This window comes from Streptomyces sp. NPDC058796 (genome assembly GCF_042745235.1).
Taxonomy (GTDB): Bacteria; Actinomycetota; Actinomycetes; order Streptomycetales; family Streptomycetaceae; genus Streptomyces.
Window position 1 is genome coordinate 1 of the sequence record NZ_JBHYOP010000011.1, and the last position, 14,307, is coordinate 14,307.

The following is a 14,307-nucleotide window of genomic DNA, read 5'->3' on the forward strand; positions in this document are numbered from 1 at the left end:
AAACGCCCGGTTACATTCCGAACCCGGAAGCTAAGCCTTACAGCGCCGATGGTACTGCAGGGGGGACCCTGTGGGAGAGTAGGACGCCGCCGAACTCCTCTTAGAGCTCTGGCTCTTGGGCACACAGCCCGAGAGCCAGAGCTTTTTTGCGTTGAGGTAAGGTCAGGGAGCATCATTGGCTCGTTCCACCCCAGGAGGCCCCCGCGTGGAGGTCCAGGAGACCCGCGTGCAGACCGACCGGGTCCTCACCATCCCGAACATCCTCAGCATGGCGCGTCTCGCCGGCGTTCCGCTGTTCCTGTGGCTGATCCTCAGGCCCGAGTTCGGGGGCCCGCAGAGCGACGGCTGGGCGCTGTTGGTGCTGGCTCTGAGCGGAGTCAGTGACTACCTGGACGGGAAGCTCGCGCGGCGCTGGAACCAGATCAGCAGTCTTGGACGGCTTCTGGACCCCGCGGCCGACCGGCTCTACATCCTGTCGACCTTGGTGGGGCTCACCTGGAGGGAAATTCTTCCGCTCTGGTTGACCCTTGTACTGCTTGCCCGCGAAGCGGTCCTGCTCGTGATGGTCGGCATCCTGCGCCGGCACGGCTATCCGCCGCCGCAGGTGAACTTCCTGGGGAAGGCCGCCACCTTCAACCTCATGTACGCCTTCCCCCTGCTCCTGCTCAGTGACGGAAGCGGATGGATCGCGTCACTCGCTGCCGTTTTCGGATGGGCGTTCGCCGGATGGGGTACAACCCTGTACTGGTGGGCAGGTGTTCTCTACGTGGTGCAGGTCCGCCGCTTGGTCCGTGCGGACGCCACAGCCGATTGAACTCGTTCGCGATAGTGCGGCACTGACGCCGGATGGCCCGCGCTGCAAAAGTGCGGGACCCTGGACGGGTGAAGTCGGTCAATCCGTCGTCTCTTAGAGGAGGACGCTTCCGACATGAAGGCCGTCGTGATGGCTGGGGGCGAAGGCACGCGTCTTCGCCCGATGACCTCGAGCATGCCCAAGCCGCTCCTGCCGGTGGCCAACCGGCCGATCATGGAGCACGTTCTGCGGCTGCTGAAAAGGCACGGGCTCAACGAAACCGTCGTCACCGTGCAGTTCCTGGCCTCGCTGGTCAAGAACTACTTCGGCGACGGCGAGGAGCTCGGAATGGAGCTCACCTATGCCAATGAGGAGAAGCCACTCGGTACCGCCGGAAGCGTCAAGAACGCCGAAGAGGCGTTGAAGGACGATGCCTTCCTTGTTATCTCCGGCGATGCCCTGACCGACTTCGACCTCACCGACCTGATCAATTTCCACAAGGAAAAGGGCGCGCTCGTCACCGTGTGTCTGACACGCGTGCCCAACCCGCTGGAGTTCGGTATCACCATCGTCGACGACGAGGGCAAGGTCGAGCGGTTCCTGGAGAAGCCGACCTGGGGTCAGGTCTTCTCGGACACCGTGAACACCGGCATCTACGTCATGGAGCCCGAGGTGTTCGACTACGTCGACCCCGACGTGCCCGTGGACTGGTCCGGTGACGTCTTCCCGCAGCTGATGAAGGAGGGCAAGCCCGTCTACGGCTATGTCGCCGAGGGCTACTGGGAGGACGTCGGCACGCACGAGAGCTATGTGAAGGCCCAGGCCGACGTTCTGGAGCGCAAGGTCGACGTCGACATCGACGGCTTCGAGATCTCGCCCGGAGTATGGGTGGCAGAAGGCGCGGAGGTGCACCCCGACGCCGTGCTCCGGGGGCCCCTCTACGTCGGCGACTACGCCAAGGTGGAGGCCGGCGCCGAAATCCGGGAGCACACCGTCGTCGGCTCGAACGTCGTCGTCAAGAGCGGTGCCTTCCTGCACAAGGCCGTCGTGCACGACAACGTGTACGTCGGCCCGCACAGCAATCTGCGAGGCTGCGTCGTCGGCAAGAACACCGACATCATGCGTGCCGCGCGGATCGAGGACGGCGCCGTCATCGGAGACGAGTGCCTGGTCGGTGAAGAATCGATCATCCAGGGCAACGTGCGCGTCTATCCGTTCAAGACCATCGAGGCCGGTGCGTTCGTCAACACGTCGGTCATCTGGGAGTCGCGGGGCCAGGCGCACCTCTTCGGGGCCCGCGGGGTCTCCGGCATCCTGAACGTGGAGATCACACCGGAGCTGGCCGTACGGCTGGCGGGCGCCTACGCGACGACCCTCAAGAAGGGCTCCACCGTCACCACGGCCCGCGACCACTCCCGTGGTGCGCGTGCGCTGAAGCGGGCGGTGATCTCCGCGCTCCAGGCCAGTGCCATCGACGTACGGGACCTGGAGAACGTACCGCTGCCCGTCGCGAGGCAGCAGACCGCGCGGGGCAGTGCCGGCGGCATCATGATCCGGACCACGCCTGGCGTGCCGGACTCCGTGGACATCATGTTCTTCGACGGACAGGGTGCCGACCTGTCCCAGGGCAGCCAGCGGAAGCTGGACCGGGTGTTCGCACGGCAGGAGTACCGGAGGGCGTTCCCCGGCGAGATCGGTGACCTGCACTTCCCGTCCAGCGTTTTCGACTCTTACACCGGGTCGCTGCTGCGCAACGTCGACATCACCGGGATCGCTGAATCCGGGCTCAAGGTGGTCGTCGACGCCTCCAACGGCAGTGCGGGGCTGGTCCTGCCCAGCCTGCTCGGGAAGCTGGGTGTCGACTCGCTGACCATCAACCCCGGCCTCGACGAGTCCCGGCCCACCGAGTCCGCCGACATGCGGCGCTCGGGGCTGGTGCGCCTCGGGGAGATCGTGGCCTCCTCGCGGGCGGCGTTCGGTGTGCGGTTCGACCCGGTCGGTGAGCGGCTGTCGCTCGTCGACGAGAAGGGCCGCATCATCGAGGACGACCGGGCGCTGCTGGTGATGCTCGACCTGATCGCGGCCGAGCGGCGCAGCGGACGGGTGGCGCTGCCGGTGACGACCACCAGGATCGCCGAGCAGGTGGCCGCCTACCACGGCACCCAGGTCGAGTGGACGACGACTTCTCCCGACGACCTGACGCGGGTCGGGGGAGAGGACGGGGCGATCTTCGGCGGTGACGGCAAGGGCGGTTTCATCGTTCCGGAGTTCAGCAGCGTCTATGACGGTACGGCCGCCTTCGTGCGGCTGATCGGGCTGGTGGCGCGGACGCAGCTCACCCTGAGCCAGATCGACGCGCGGATCCCGCGCGCCCACGTCCTCAAGCGCGATCTGGCGACCCCGTGGGCCGTCAAGGGCCTGGTGATGCGGCGGGTCGTCGAGGCGGCCGGAGACCGCTTCGTGGACACCACCGACGGTGTGCGCGTGGTGGAGACGGACGGGCGCTGGGTGATGGTGCTGCCCGACCCGGCGGAGGCCGTCACCCACCTGTGGGCGGAGGGTCCCGACGACGCCTCCGCGCAGGCGCTGCTCGACGAGTGGTCCGCCGTGGTGGACAGCGCGGGCCGCTAGGAACACACCGCACGCGTGCGTGCCGGACAAGTGTCCCCAAGGGGGCCTGTCCGGCACGCCGGTGGGGCCGTTCGGAGGTAGCGGCCGGGGCGTGCGACGATGTGCGGCATGCCGCAGCAACCCCCCGTTCGGAGCACATCCACGCGGCCCGCGCGCCCGGACGCGTCCATGTCCTTGCTCACCAACGTCATGGACCACAGCCTCGACGACGGATACGCCGAGGCCGCCGCGCGGAAGAAGGCCGAAGGCAGTGGCGGTCTGCCCAAGACCCTCCGTGCCAAGCTCGGCCTGGCCGCCGGTCTGGTGCTGGCGGCGTTGGTCGTGACGGTCGGTGCCGCCCAGGCGAGGGTCGCCGCTCCGGCCCTCGCCAAGGAGCGCGAAGAGCTCATCGACCGCATCGAGGAGGAGACCTCCGCGGCCGACAAGCTCGAGGAGAGCATCGAGGAGCTGCGCGGTGACGTCAGCGCCCGGCAGCGCGAGGCGCTGGAGAAGAACGGCGACAGCGACCGGTCCGACCTGGTCGGCGTCCTGTCGGGTGCCGTAGCGGTGCACGGCCCCGGTGTGAAGCTCGTGGTGGACGACGCCAAGGACGTCGGTACCGGGGGCGACGGGCAGCCGCGCGGCACCTCCGGTTTCTCCGACACGGGCCGGGTGCGCGACCGGGACATGCAGCGTGTGGTGAACGGGCTCTGGGAGTCGGGCGCCGAGGCGATCTCCATAAACGGGCAGCGTCTGACGGCGCTGTCGGCGATCAGGGCCGCGGGTGACGCGATCCTGGTCGACAACAGGCCGCTGGTACCGCCGTACACGGTGCTCGCGGTGGGGGACGGCGAACGGCTCAGCAGCCGGTTCCAGGACAGCGCCGACGGGTACTACCTGCACGCCCTGCAGGAGAACTACGGCATCCGCACCGCCATCTCCGCCTCGGACGACCTCGAGCTGCCGGCCGCTCCGAGCGTGATCGTACGTACAGCACAGCCGATAACCGAGAAGGGCACATCGTGATCGCCGTACTGGGCCTCGTCGTGGGAGTCGTGGCCGGCCTGTTGGTCCGGCCGGAGGTCCCGGCGGCCGTCGAGCCCTATCTGCCGATCGCCGTCGTGGCGGCGCTCGACGCCGTCTTCGGCGGCCTGAGGGCCATGCTCGACGGCATCTTCGACGACAAGGTCTTCGTGGTGTCGTTCCTGTCGAACGTGGTCGTCGCCGCGCTGATCGTGTTCCTCGGCGACAAGCTGGGCGTCGGGGCCCAGCTGTCCACCGGTGTCGTGGTGGTCCTCGGCATCCGCATCTTCTCCAACGCCGCGGCCATCCGCCGCCATGTCTTCCGGGCGTGAGGCCGATGAGCGACCAGGACGACCGGCGGCAGAGCGGTCTGCGCAGGGAACTGCCCGACGAGGTGCCGCCGGCAAGGGAACTGCCCGACGAGGTGCCGCCGGCAAAGGCTCAGGCGGAGGCGGACGCCTCGGCCGGTGACAGCCCGGAATCCACCGGCAGCCCGGACGGGAGTCCACTGGGGCCGCGACAGCCCGGACTGACCGGCAGACAGCGGCTCGTCAAGGGCCTGTGGCCGCCGCGTCTCACACGGGCCCAACTGATCGTGGCCCTCCTCCTGTTCGGCCTCGGATTCGGCCTCGCGGTCCAGGTGGCCTCGAACAGCGAGGGCGACGGCGCGCTGCGCGGCGCGCGGCAGGAGGATCTGGTCCGCATCCTCGATGAACTGGACGACCGCAGTCAGCGTCTAGAAGACGAGAAGCAGGGTCTCGAGAAGCAGCGCGACGAGCTGGAGAACAGCTCCGACCAGGCAGAGGAGGCCCGCAAGCAGACGCTCGAAAGGGAGCGGCAACTCGGCGTCCTCGCGGGCACCGTGGCCGCGCAGGGACCCGGTATCACGGTGACGATCGAGGACACGAAGGGTGCGGTCGAGGCGGACATGCTGCTCGACGCGATCCAGGAGCTGCGCGCGGCGGGGGCGGAGGCGATCCAGGTGAACGGTGTCCGGGTCGTCGCCGGCACCTACCTCACGGACTCCGACAAGTCCGTGAGCGTCGACGGGAACAAGATCAACGCGCCCTATCGTTTCCAGGTCATCGGCAAGCCGCAGGACCTCGAACCGGCTCTCAACATTCCTGGAGGCGTGGTGCAGACTCTGGAGAAGGAACAGGCCACCGTTACTGTTGAGCGGTCGAGCAAGATCGTCGTGGACGCCTTGCGAGCGGCGAAGCGGCCTGACTACGCTCGGTCGTCCTCCCAGTGAACCGGCGGTGCATGGGGGACGTCCGGCGAGGGCATGAGGTTGCGGGGGGTCGGCGCACCGATTGGGTGGTGCGTGGTGGAAACTGTCTGGTGGAGACGGACGTTGTGAAGGTGTCCGGGTCGGCCAGTACGTTCAGTCAGGGTTCGTCCTGCCCCACGGGCGGGTCTGTTTCGGTCAAGGGGAATCGCCCGTGAAGTTGTTTGCGAAGTTGTTCGGCAAGAGTGCGCGAGAGGGCCGCGAGAACGCGACCGCTCGCCATCGGGCACAGCCTGACGCGGAGGGTGGGCGCCCGATGTTCCGGGACCAGGTGGCTGGTCCGGGCGGTGATGTTTCCGGTGGTCAGGGCGCGCCGTCTGTTGACCCTGCACAGTCCGGCGGCATAGGTTTCGGCCAACCGTCAGCCTCAGGTACGGGTGGAGGGTTCCCGCCCGGCCCGTACGCGTCGAACGCCCCGGCGGGGCAGCCGCGGCAGGAGGATCCGTCCATGTCGGCCCTGGTGTGCACGAGGTGCGGTAACCGCAACGCGGAGAACAGCCGCTTCTGCTCCAACTGCGGAGCGCCGCTGCGCCCGGGTGCCGTCCCGGAGCGTGCGTCCGAGACGACCTCCACGATCTCCATCTCGGGGCTGGAGGCGTACGACGCCGAGGCCACCGGCCAGACCGCGATGCCGTCGCTCTCGCCCGAGGCGCAGGCCGCCGTGGACGCGCTGCCGCTCGGCTCCGCCCTCCTGGTCGTGCGCCGTGGCCCGAACTCGGGCAGCCGCTTCCTGCTGGACGGCGAGCTGACCACCGCCGGGCGTCACCCGCAGAGTGACATCTTCCTGGACGACGTGACGGTCTCGCGCCGGCACGTTGAGTTCCGCCGCAGCCATGACGGCTCGTTCACGGTCGCCGACGTCGGCAGCCTGAACGGCACGTACGTCAACCGCGAGCGCATCGACCAGGTCGCCCTGTCGAACGGGGACGAGGTGCAGATCGGCAAGTACCGGCTGGTCTTCTACGCGAGCCAGCGGGGTTACTGACCGCCCCCGGGCCACCGCCCGGGGAACCTCCAGGGAAGGTCCATGCTTCAAACACCGAGCGGTGGTGCCGGGAACGGCACCACCGCCACGGACAGTGGGCTGATGAGCATCGGCGCGGTGCTGAACGCACTGCGCGACGAGTTCCCCGACATCACCATCTCCAAGATCCGTTTTCTGGAGTCGGAAGGGCTCGTCGAGCCGCGGCGGACCCCGGCCGGGTACCGCAAGTTCAGCGCGCACGACGTCGAGCGTCTCGGCCGGGTGCTGCGCATGCAGCGGGACCACTACCTGCCGCTGAAGGTGATCCGCGAGCACCTGGACGCCATGGAGCGCGGCGAGGCCGTACCGCTGCCGACGCTGGGCCGGCAACGGGACGGAGAGCCGGCGCCGGGGCGCGCGGAGGAGCCCGCGGCGGCCCGGATCGGCCGGGAGGAACTGCTCGCCGCGGCCGGTATCGGTGAGCAGGAGCTGAAGGAGTGGGAGTCGTACGGACTCGTCGCCCCGCTCTCCGACGGCGCCTACGACGCCGAGACGGTGACCGTGGCGTCGCTGGTGGTCCAGCTGGGCCGGTTCGGCATCGAGCCGCGCCACCTGCGGGTGATGAAGGCCGCCGCCGACCGGGAGGCCGGTCTCGTGGACCAAGTGGTGGCACCGCTGAAGCGGCACCGCAATCCACAGACCAGGGCTCACGCCGAGGCCCGCACCAGGGAGCTGGCGGGGTTGGCGGTGCAGCTGCACGCGGCGCTGGTGCAGACCGCCCTGGGGGTACGGCTGCCCTGACCGGGCCCGACGGCCGGCCGGTACGAGGCCTGGCCCACAACCCGGATCGCCCACCCGATCCCGGCCCGACTACCCAAATGTCCCGGGTACGGCCTAGGGTTGCTGTGTGAACGAGCTCGATGTCGTAGGTGTCCGGGTCGAGATGCCCTCCAACCAACCGATCGTGCTGCTGCGCGAGGTGGGAGGCGAACGTTACCTCCCCATCTGGATCGGGCCGGGGGAGGCGACGGCGATCGCCTTCGCCCAGCAGGGCATGGCTCCCGCGCGCCCGCTGACCCACGACCTGTTCAAGGACGTACTGGAAGCCGTGGGCCAGGAGCTCACGGAAGTGCGCATCACGGACCTGCGCGACTCCGTCTTCTACGCCGAGCTGGTCTTCGCGAGCGGCGTCGAGGTGAGTGCCCGGCCGTCCGACGCGATAGCGCTGGCGCTGCGCACCGGGACGCCGATCTACGGCAGCGACACGGTCCTCGACGACGCGGGCATCGCCATCCCGGACGAGCAGGAGGACGAGGTGGAGAAGTTCCGCGAGTTCCTCGACCAGATCTCGCCGGAGGACTTCGGGACCAGCAATCAGTGAGCCGTACGGGTGAGGTGCCCCGAGGCGGCGCACGGCCCTTTCCGGGCACATTCGGCTAGCCTTTCCCCGCGATGGGGCACGGGAAACCACTCGTAGGGTGATTATCACTCGGCGTGCCGAGTGTGGCGATCGTTGACGCACCCTTGGTGACTGCCTACCGTCGAGGAGGCAGGTCAAGGACGGAGGTCGGCGTGAGAATCAGCGGCGACGGTACGGCCGGGGGTGGCTCCGGGCACAGCCTCGGGGCAAGCGGTCCGTACCCTCCCCCGGGCTTTCGGCTCCGTGCGGGCGGGGGCTACCCGCAGCACGGCGGCGTGGCCGACCCGGCTCCACAGCGACCGGCTGCGGTGCCGAGCAGCGGAGGGGCGGCGTCCATGGCGTCCGAGCAGATCGGCTACCGCGGGCCGACGGCCTGCGCGGCCGCCGGTATCACCTACCGGCAGCTCGACTACTGGGCCCGCACCGGCCTGGTCGAGCCCAGCGTGAGGCCGGCGCACGGGTCCGGGACGCAGCGCCTGTACAGCTTCCGCGACGTGGTCGTACTGAAGATCGTCAAGCGCTTCCTCGACACCGGCGTCTCCCTGCAGAACATCCGCACCGCCGTCCAGCACCTCAGGGAACGCGGCTTCCGTGACCTGGAGCGGATGACGCTGATGAGCGACGGCGCCACGGTCCACGAGTGCACCTCGCCCGACGAGGTCCACGCATTGCTCCAGGGCGGCCAGGGCGTCTTCGGCATCGCCGTCGGCGTGGTCTGGCGGGACGTGGAGAGCGCGCTCTCCCAGCTGCACGGTGAGCGGATCGACACGGGCGAAACCCTGATCGGGCACAATCCCGCCGACGAACTGGCGCGGCGGCGCAACCGGGCCGTCTGAGCACTGCCGCACGCCGACGGGGCTTTGTCAGTGGTGTGAGGCACCATCGGACATGTGAGAGCCGCGCCCACGATCCTGCATCTCGACATGGATGCCTTCTTCGCCTCGGTGGAGCAGGCGTCCAAACCGAGTCTGCGCGGGAAGGCCGTGGTCGTGGGAGGCCTGGGCCCGCGCGGAGTGGTGGCCACCGCGTCGTACGAGGCGCGGGTCTTCGGTGTCCACTCGGCGATGCCCATGGGGCAGGCCCGGCGCCTGGCCCCCAACGCCGCGTACCTCGTCCCCCGCTTCGAGCTGTACCGGACGATCAGCGAGCAGGTGATGCGGCTCCTTCGGGCGCTGTCGCCGCTGGTGGAGCCGCTGAGCCTGGACGAGGCGTTCGTGGACCTGGAGGCCGGCGGCGCCGCCTGGGACGCGGACTCCGCGCGGCTGGCGGGGGCGAGGCTCCGTGCGGACATCCGCACCGTCACCGGTCTCACTGGCTCGGTGGGGCTGGCCGCCTCCAAAATGCTCGCCAAGATCGCCTCGGAGGAGGCCAAGCCCGACGGGCTGGTCCTGATCCCGCCGGGCACGGAGCGGGCCATGCTCGAGCCGATGTCCGTGCGGACGCTGCCCGGTGTGGGACCGGCGACCGGCGACCACCTGCGGCGGGCCGGCATCGCCACGGTCGGTGAGCTCGCCGAGGCGGGCGAGGACGAACTCGTACGGCTGCTGGGCAAGGCGCACGGGCACGCCCTGTACGCGATGGCCCTGGCACGTGACGAGCGGCCCGTGGTGGCCGAGCGGGAGACCAAGTCGGTGTCGGTCGAGGACACCTACGACGTCGACATCCACGACCGGACGCGGGTCGGCATGGAGGTGCGGCGGCTGGCGGACCGGTGTGTGCGCCGGCTGCGCGGCTCCGGACTGTCCGGGCGGACCATCGTCCTCAAGGTGCGCAGGTACGACTTCTCCACGCTGACCCGCTCGGAGACCCTGCGCGGGCCGACGGACGACCCCGCGGTGGTGCGGGAGGCGGCGGCCCGGCTGCTGGACCTGGTGGACACCACGGGCGGCGTACGGCTCCTGGGCGTCGGCGTGAGCGGCCTCGCCGACTACACCCAGGAGGATCTCTTCGCGCAGGCGGCGGGAGACCGGGCCGAAGAACTCGCCGAGGAGCCCGACGCCGAGCCCGCCGAGGAGCACCGTCCGGCGCCCGGTGAGCGCCGGTGGCCGGCGGGTCACGACGTGCGGCACACGGAGTACGGGCACGGCTGGGTGCAGGGCAGCGGACTGGGGCGGGTCACGGTGCGCTTCGAGACGCCGTACTCGGGGACGGGCCGGGTGCGGACCTTCCTGACGGACGACCCGGATCTGGCACCGGCGGATCCACTGCCGCTGGTCCCGCCGGCGGCGCGAAGACCCGGCAGCGCCGGGCCGGGGCCGGTGGAAGCCGGTGCGGAGAGGGGCCGGGGTTCCGAGGGGGAGACCGGCCCGGTGGCCGGCGCGGAGGCCTGTCCGGGTTCCGGCGCCCGGACCGGCCCGAACTCCGATGCGGGGGCGGGCCCGGGCGCCGACGGGGAGACGGCCCCAAGAGCCGGGGTGGAGGGGGGTCCGGGTTCCGAGGTCGGGGCCGGGTCGGTGGGCTCCGGCTGACGGTGGGTGTCGCCGGGCGGCGGGGCGGTCCGTCAGGCGTCCTCCTTGTCCTGGCCGGCCAGCTTGCCGAAGTCGTGGTCGGGCGGCGGGGGAGGGGCGGCGACGTCGAGGCCGTAGTGGTGGTAGAGCTGCAGTTCCTGTTCCGGAGAGAGGTGGCGGCCGACGCCGAAGTCGGGCGCTTCCTTGATCAGAGCCCGGTCGAAGGGCACGCGCAGTGTGCCGTCCACCAGCTCGCTCGGCTCCAGGGGCACGAAGGCGTCCCTGCTGAACAGGCCGGTGCGTATGGCCGCCCACTCGGGCACGCCGGTGGCGTCGTCGAGGTAGACCTCGTCGACGGTGCCGATCCGGGTGCCGTTGCGGTCGAACGCCTTGCGGCCGATCAGGTTGCGCGGGTCTATCTCGGTACGCACGGGCCCTCCACGTGGTCGTACTGGGGTCGTGCACCAGCCGACCCGCCAGCCGCCGAAATCATCCGTAGTACTACGAAAGAGCACATAGAGGCGGTCGGCCACTCGAAGGTTCGTGCGGCGGGCTCGCTGGTACCCTGACAGCGGCTGCTGACCCCGTGCGGGAGAGTCCTCCGGGCATCACCGGAGGCGCCGAAGGAGCAAATCCTCCCCGGAATCTCTCAGGCTCACGTACCGCACGGACGAGGTCACTCTGGAAAGCAGAGCGGGTGTCGACGGCTTCCGCTCTCACCGACGGTGAAAGCCGGCAGGGCCCTCGGGCCGCCCGGTGAAGCTCTCAGGTCGAGATGACAGAGGGGGAGGCCGTCCGGGTACCCGCGCCGTGGTGCCCCTCGAAGGTCGTCAGACCAGGAGGCCTCCGCAAATGACCGCCCATCGCACCCCGCTCACCGAACTCGAACAGGCACTGCCGTTCGAGCAGCGCCACATCGGCCCCGACCACGAGGCCCGGGCCAAGATGCTCGCGCAGGTCGGTTACGGTTCGCTCGACGAGCTGACGGCCGCCGCGGTGCCGGATGTGATCAAGAACGCCGACGCGCTGGACCTGCCCGGCGCACGCTCCGAGGCCGAGGTACTGGCCGAGCTGCGCTCGCTGGCCGACCGGAACCAGGTCCTCGACTCCATGATCGGCCTCGGCTACTACGGGACCTTCACGCCGCCGGTCATCCTGCGCAACGTCATGGAGAACCCGGCCTGGTACACCGCGTACACGCCGTACCAGCCGGAGATCTCCCAGGGCCGTCTGGAGGCCCTGCTGAACTTCCAGACGATGGTCGCCGAGCTGACCGGTCTGCCCACCTCCGGCGCCTCGCTGCTCGACGAGGGCACCGCCGCCGCCGAGGCGATGGCGCTGTCCCGGCGCATGGGGAAGAACAAGAAGGGCCTGTTCCTGGTCGACGCGGACGCGCTGCCGCAGACCATCGCCGTGATCCAGACCCGCGCCGAGCCGACCGGCGTGGAGGTCGTCGTCGCCGACCTGAGCGAAGGCATCCCCGCCGAGGTCGCCGAGCGGGAGATCAACGGCGTCCTGATCCAGTACCCGGGCGCCTCCGGGGCCGTACGCGACATCAAGCCGGTCATCGACCAGGCACACGAGCTCGGCGCCCTCGTCACCGTCGCGGCCGACCTGCTCGCGCTCACGCTGCTCACCTCGCCCGGCGAGCTGGGCGCGGACATCGCAGTCGGCACGACCCAGCGCTTCGGTGTGCCGATGGGCTTCGGCGGGCCGCACGCCGGATACATGGCCGTGCACGAGAAGTTCGCCCGCAGCCTGCCCGGCCGCCTGGTGGGCGTCTCGGTGGACGCGGACGGCAACAAGGCGTACCGCCTCGCCCTGCAGACCCGCGAGCAGCACATCCGCCGCGAGAAGGCCACCAGCAACATCTGCACCGCGCAGGTGCTGCTCGCCGTCATGGCCGGCATGTACGCCGTCTACCACGGCCCCGAGGGGCTGCGGGCCATCGCGCGCCGCACCCACCGGTACGCCTCGGTCACCGCCGCGGGCCTCGCGGCCGGCGGCGTCGAGATCGTGCACGGTTCCTACTTCGACACGGTCACCGCGCGGGTGCCCGGCCGAGCCGACGCGATCGTCCACGCCGCCCGCGAGAACGGCATCAACCTGCGCCTCGTCGACGCCGACCACGTGTCGTTCGCCTGCGACGAGACCACCACCCGTGCCCAGGTCGGCGGCGTGTGGAACGCCTTCGGTGTCGAGGGCGACATCGAAGCGCTGGACGCGGTGACCGAGGAGACGCTGCCCGAGGCGCTGCTGCGCACCGACGACTTCCTGACCCACCCGGTCTTCCACCAGCACCGCTCCGAGACGGCGATGCTGCGCTACCTGCGCCGCCTCGCCGACCGCGACTACGCGCTGGACCGGGGCATGATCCCGCTGGGCTCCTGCACCATGAAGCTCAACGCGACCACCGAGATGGAGCCGGTCACCTGGTCCGAGTTCGGAGCGCTGCACCCCTTCGCGCCCGCCGAGCAGGCGCAGGGCTACCTGACGCTCATCCGTGAGCTGGAGGAGCGGCTCGCCGAGGTCACCGGGTACGACAAGGTCTCCCTCCAGCCGAACGCCGGGTCGCAGGGCGAGTTCGCGGGTCTGCTCGCCGTACGCGGCTACCACCGGGCCAACGGCGACGACCAGCGCACCGTCTGCCTCATCCCGTCCTCCGCGCACGGCACCAACGCCGCGAGCGCCGTGATGGCCGGCATGAAGGTCGTCGTCGTCAAGACCGCCGAGGACGGCGAGATCGACGTCGAGGACCTGCGCGCCAAGATCGAGAAGCACCGCGACGAGCTGGCCGTGCTGATGATCACCTACCCCTCCACGCACGGCGTCTTCGAGGAGCACGTCGCCGACATCTGCGCCCGGGTGCACGACGCCGGCGGCCAGGTCTACGTGGACGGCGCCAACCTCAACGCGCTGGTCGGCCTCGCCAAGCCGGGCCACTTCGGCGGCGACGTCTCGCACCTGAACCTGCACAAGACCTTCTGCATCCCGCACGGCGGCGGCGGTCCCGGCGTGGGCCCGGTGGCCGTGCGGTCCCACCTGGCGCCGTACCTGCCCAACCACCCGCTGCAGCCCGCGGCCGGCCCGCAGACGGGCGTCGGCCCGATCTCGGCGGCACCGTGGGGCTCGGCCGGCATCCTGCCGATCTCCTGGTCGTACGTCCGGCTGATGGGCGGCGAGGGCCTCAAGCGCGCCACGCAGGTGGCCGTGCTGTCCGCCAACTACATCGCCAAGCGCCTGGAGCCCCACTACCCGGTGCTCTACACCGGCCCGGCCGGGCTGGTCGCGCACGAGTGCATCATCGACCTGCGCCCGCTGACCAAGGCGACCGGCGTCAGCGTCGACGACGTCGCCAAGCGGCTGATCGACTACGGCTTCCACGCGCCGACGATGTCGTTCCCGGTGGCCGGCACGCTGATGATCGAGCCGACCGAGTCCGAGGACCTGGCCGAGCTGGACCGTTTCTGCGAGGCGATGATCGCCATCCGCGCGGAGATCGAGAAGGTCGGTTCCGGCGCCTGGTCCGGGGACGACAACCCGCTCCGGGGCGCCCCGCACACCGCGGGCGCGCTGGGCGGTGACTGGGACCACGCGTACTCGCGCGAGGAGGCCGTCTTCCCGGCCGGGGTCTCCGCCGCCGACAAGTACTGGCCGCCGGTGCGCCGCATCGACCAGGCCTTCGGTGACCGGAACCTGGTCTGCTCCTGCCCGCCGCTGGACGCGTACGAGGACTGAGCCCGGGGCGAAGGCCCCGTCCGG

General features: G+C 70.1%; 12 protein-coding genes, 1 rRNA gene and 1 riboswitch. Of the genes, 12 read left to right on the forward strand and 1 reads right to left on the reverse strand.

Features of this window, described 5'->3' with window-relative positions; translation table 11 throughout:
- The 11 genes from rrf to ACFW47_RS26095 form a co-directional block, all read left to right on the forward strand.
- A 5S ribosomal RNA gene (rrf, locus tag ACFW47_RS26045) occupies positions 1-95 on the forward strand; the annotation flags it as partial.
- A 110-nt stretch (positions 96-205) separates the two neighbouring features.
- Positions 206-814, forward strand: coding sequence for a CDP-alcohol phosphatidyltransferase family protein (locus tag ACFW47_RS26050; RefSeq protein WP_073731463.1), 609 nt, complete (start codon positions 206-208; stop codon positions 812-814).
- Positions 815-928: 114 nt separating this feature from the next.
- A complete protein-coding gene (locus ACFW47_RS26055) occupies positions 929-3,424 on the forward strand; it encodes a sugar phosphate nucleotidyltransferase (RefSeq protein WP_386307311.1) in 2,496 nt (831 codons plus the stop codon).
- Positions 3,425-3,592: 168 nt separating this feature from the next.
- A complete protein-coding gene (locus ACFW47_RS26060; RefSeq protein WP_386307312.1) occupies positions 3,593-4,429 on the forward strand; it encodes a DUF881 domain-containing protein in 837 nt (278 codons plus the stop codon).
- On the forward strand, positions 4,426-4,758 hold the full coding sequence (locus ACFW47_RS26065; RefSeq protein ID WP_003977440.1) for a small basic family protein: 333 nt from the start codon (positions 4,426-4,428) through the stop codon (positions 4,756-4,758). The genes ACFW47_RS26060 and ACFW47_RS26065 overlap by 4 nt, the downstream gene beginning before the upstream one ends.
- Before the next feature lie 5 nt (positions 4,759-4,763).
- A complete protein-coding gene (locus ACFW47_RS26070; protein WP_386285700.1) occupies positions 4,764-5,678 on the forward strand; it encodes a DUF881 domain-containing protein in 915 nt (304 codons plus the stop codon).
- A 61-nt stretch (positions 5,679-5,739) separates the two neighbouring features.
- On the forward strand, positions 5,740-6,699 hold the full coding sequence (locus tag ACFW47_RS26075) for an FHA domain-containing protein (RefSeq protein ID WP_386285698.1): 960 nt from the start codon (positions 5,740-5,742) through the stop codon (positions 6,697-6,699).
- Between the two features lie 42 nt (positions 6,700-6,741).
- Positions 6,742-7,479 carry a MerR family transcriptional regulator gene (locus ACFW47_RS26080; RefSeq protein WP_386285696.1) on the forward strand — a complete coding sequence of 246 codons (738 nt, stop codon included), beginning with the start codon at positions 6,742-6,744 and terminating at the stop codon, positions 7,477-7,479.
- Positions 7,480-7,585: 106 nt separating this feature from the next.
- Positions 7,586-8,059 carry a bifunctional nuclease family protein gene (locus ACFW47_RS26085; RefSeq protein ID WP_019327631.1) on the forward strand — a complete coding sequence of 158 codons (474 nt, stop codon included), beginning with the start codon at positions 7,586-7,588 and terminating at the stop codon, positions 8,057-8,059.
- Positions 8,060-8,373: 314 nt separating this feature from the next.
- Positions 8,374-8,934 (forward strand): MerR family transcriptional regulator, encoded by a 561-nt coding sequence (locus ACFW47_RS26090; protein ID WP_386285694.1) that lies wholly within the window; start codon positions 8,374-8,376, stop codon positions 8,932-8,934.
- Positions 8,935-8,988: 54 nt separating this feature from the next.
- On the forward strand, positions 8,989-10,566 hold the full coding sequence (locus ACFW47_RS26095) for a DNA polymerase IV (RefSeq protein ID WP_386307313.1): 1,578 nt from the start codon (positions 8,989-8,991) through the stop codon (positions 10,564-10,566).
- Positions 10,567-10,598: 32 nt separating this feature from the next.
- On the opposite strand, the gene ACFW47_RS26100 is transcribed toward ACFW47_RS26095, so the two are convergent.
- Positions 10,599-10,976, reverse strand: a complete 378-nt coding sequence (locus ACFW47_RS26100; RefSeq protein ID WP_073731454.1) for a PRC-barrel domain-containing protein — start codon at positions 10,974-10,976, stop codon at positions 10,599-10,601.
- 148 nt (positions 10,977-11,124) lie between these two features.
- Positions 11,125-11,220, forward strand: a riboswitch (glycine riboswitch).
- Positions 11,221-11,397: 177 nt separating this feature from the next.
- Here ACFW47_RS26100 and gcvP point away from each other — a divergent pair.
- The gene (gcvP, locus tag ACFW47_RS26105; protein ID WP_386285690.1) at positions 11,398-14,283 is read left to right on the forward strand and encodes an aminomethyl-transferring glycine dehydrogenase; all 2,886 of its coding nucleotides are present in this window, start codon (positions 11,398-11,400) and stop codon (positions 14,281-14,283) included.
- Positions 14,284-14,307 lie beyond the last annotated feature (24 nt).

Bases quoted from the DNA above. Each gene is read 5' to 3' on its own strand.
- gcvP (WP_386285690.1), top strand. From the start codon at position 11,398: ATGACCGCCCATCGCACCCCGCTCACCGAACTCGAACAGGCACTGCCG.
- ACFW47_RS26055 (WP_386307311.1), top strand. From the start codon at position 929: ATGAAGGCCGTCGTGATGGCTGGGGGCGAAGGCACGCGTCTTCGCCCG.
- ACFW47_RS26060 (WP_386307312.1), top strand. From the start codon at position 3,593: ATGTCCTTGCTCACCAACGTCATGGACCACAGCCTCGACGACGGATAC.
- ACFW47_RS26080 (WP_386285696.1), top strand. From the start codon at position 6,742: ATGCTTCAAACACCGAGCGGTGGTGCCGGGAACGGCACCACCGCCACG.
- ACFW47_RS26070 (WP_386285700.1), top strand. From the start codon at position 4,764: ATGAGCGACCAGGACGACCGGCGGCAGAGCGGTCTGCGCAGGGAACTG.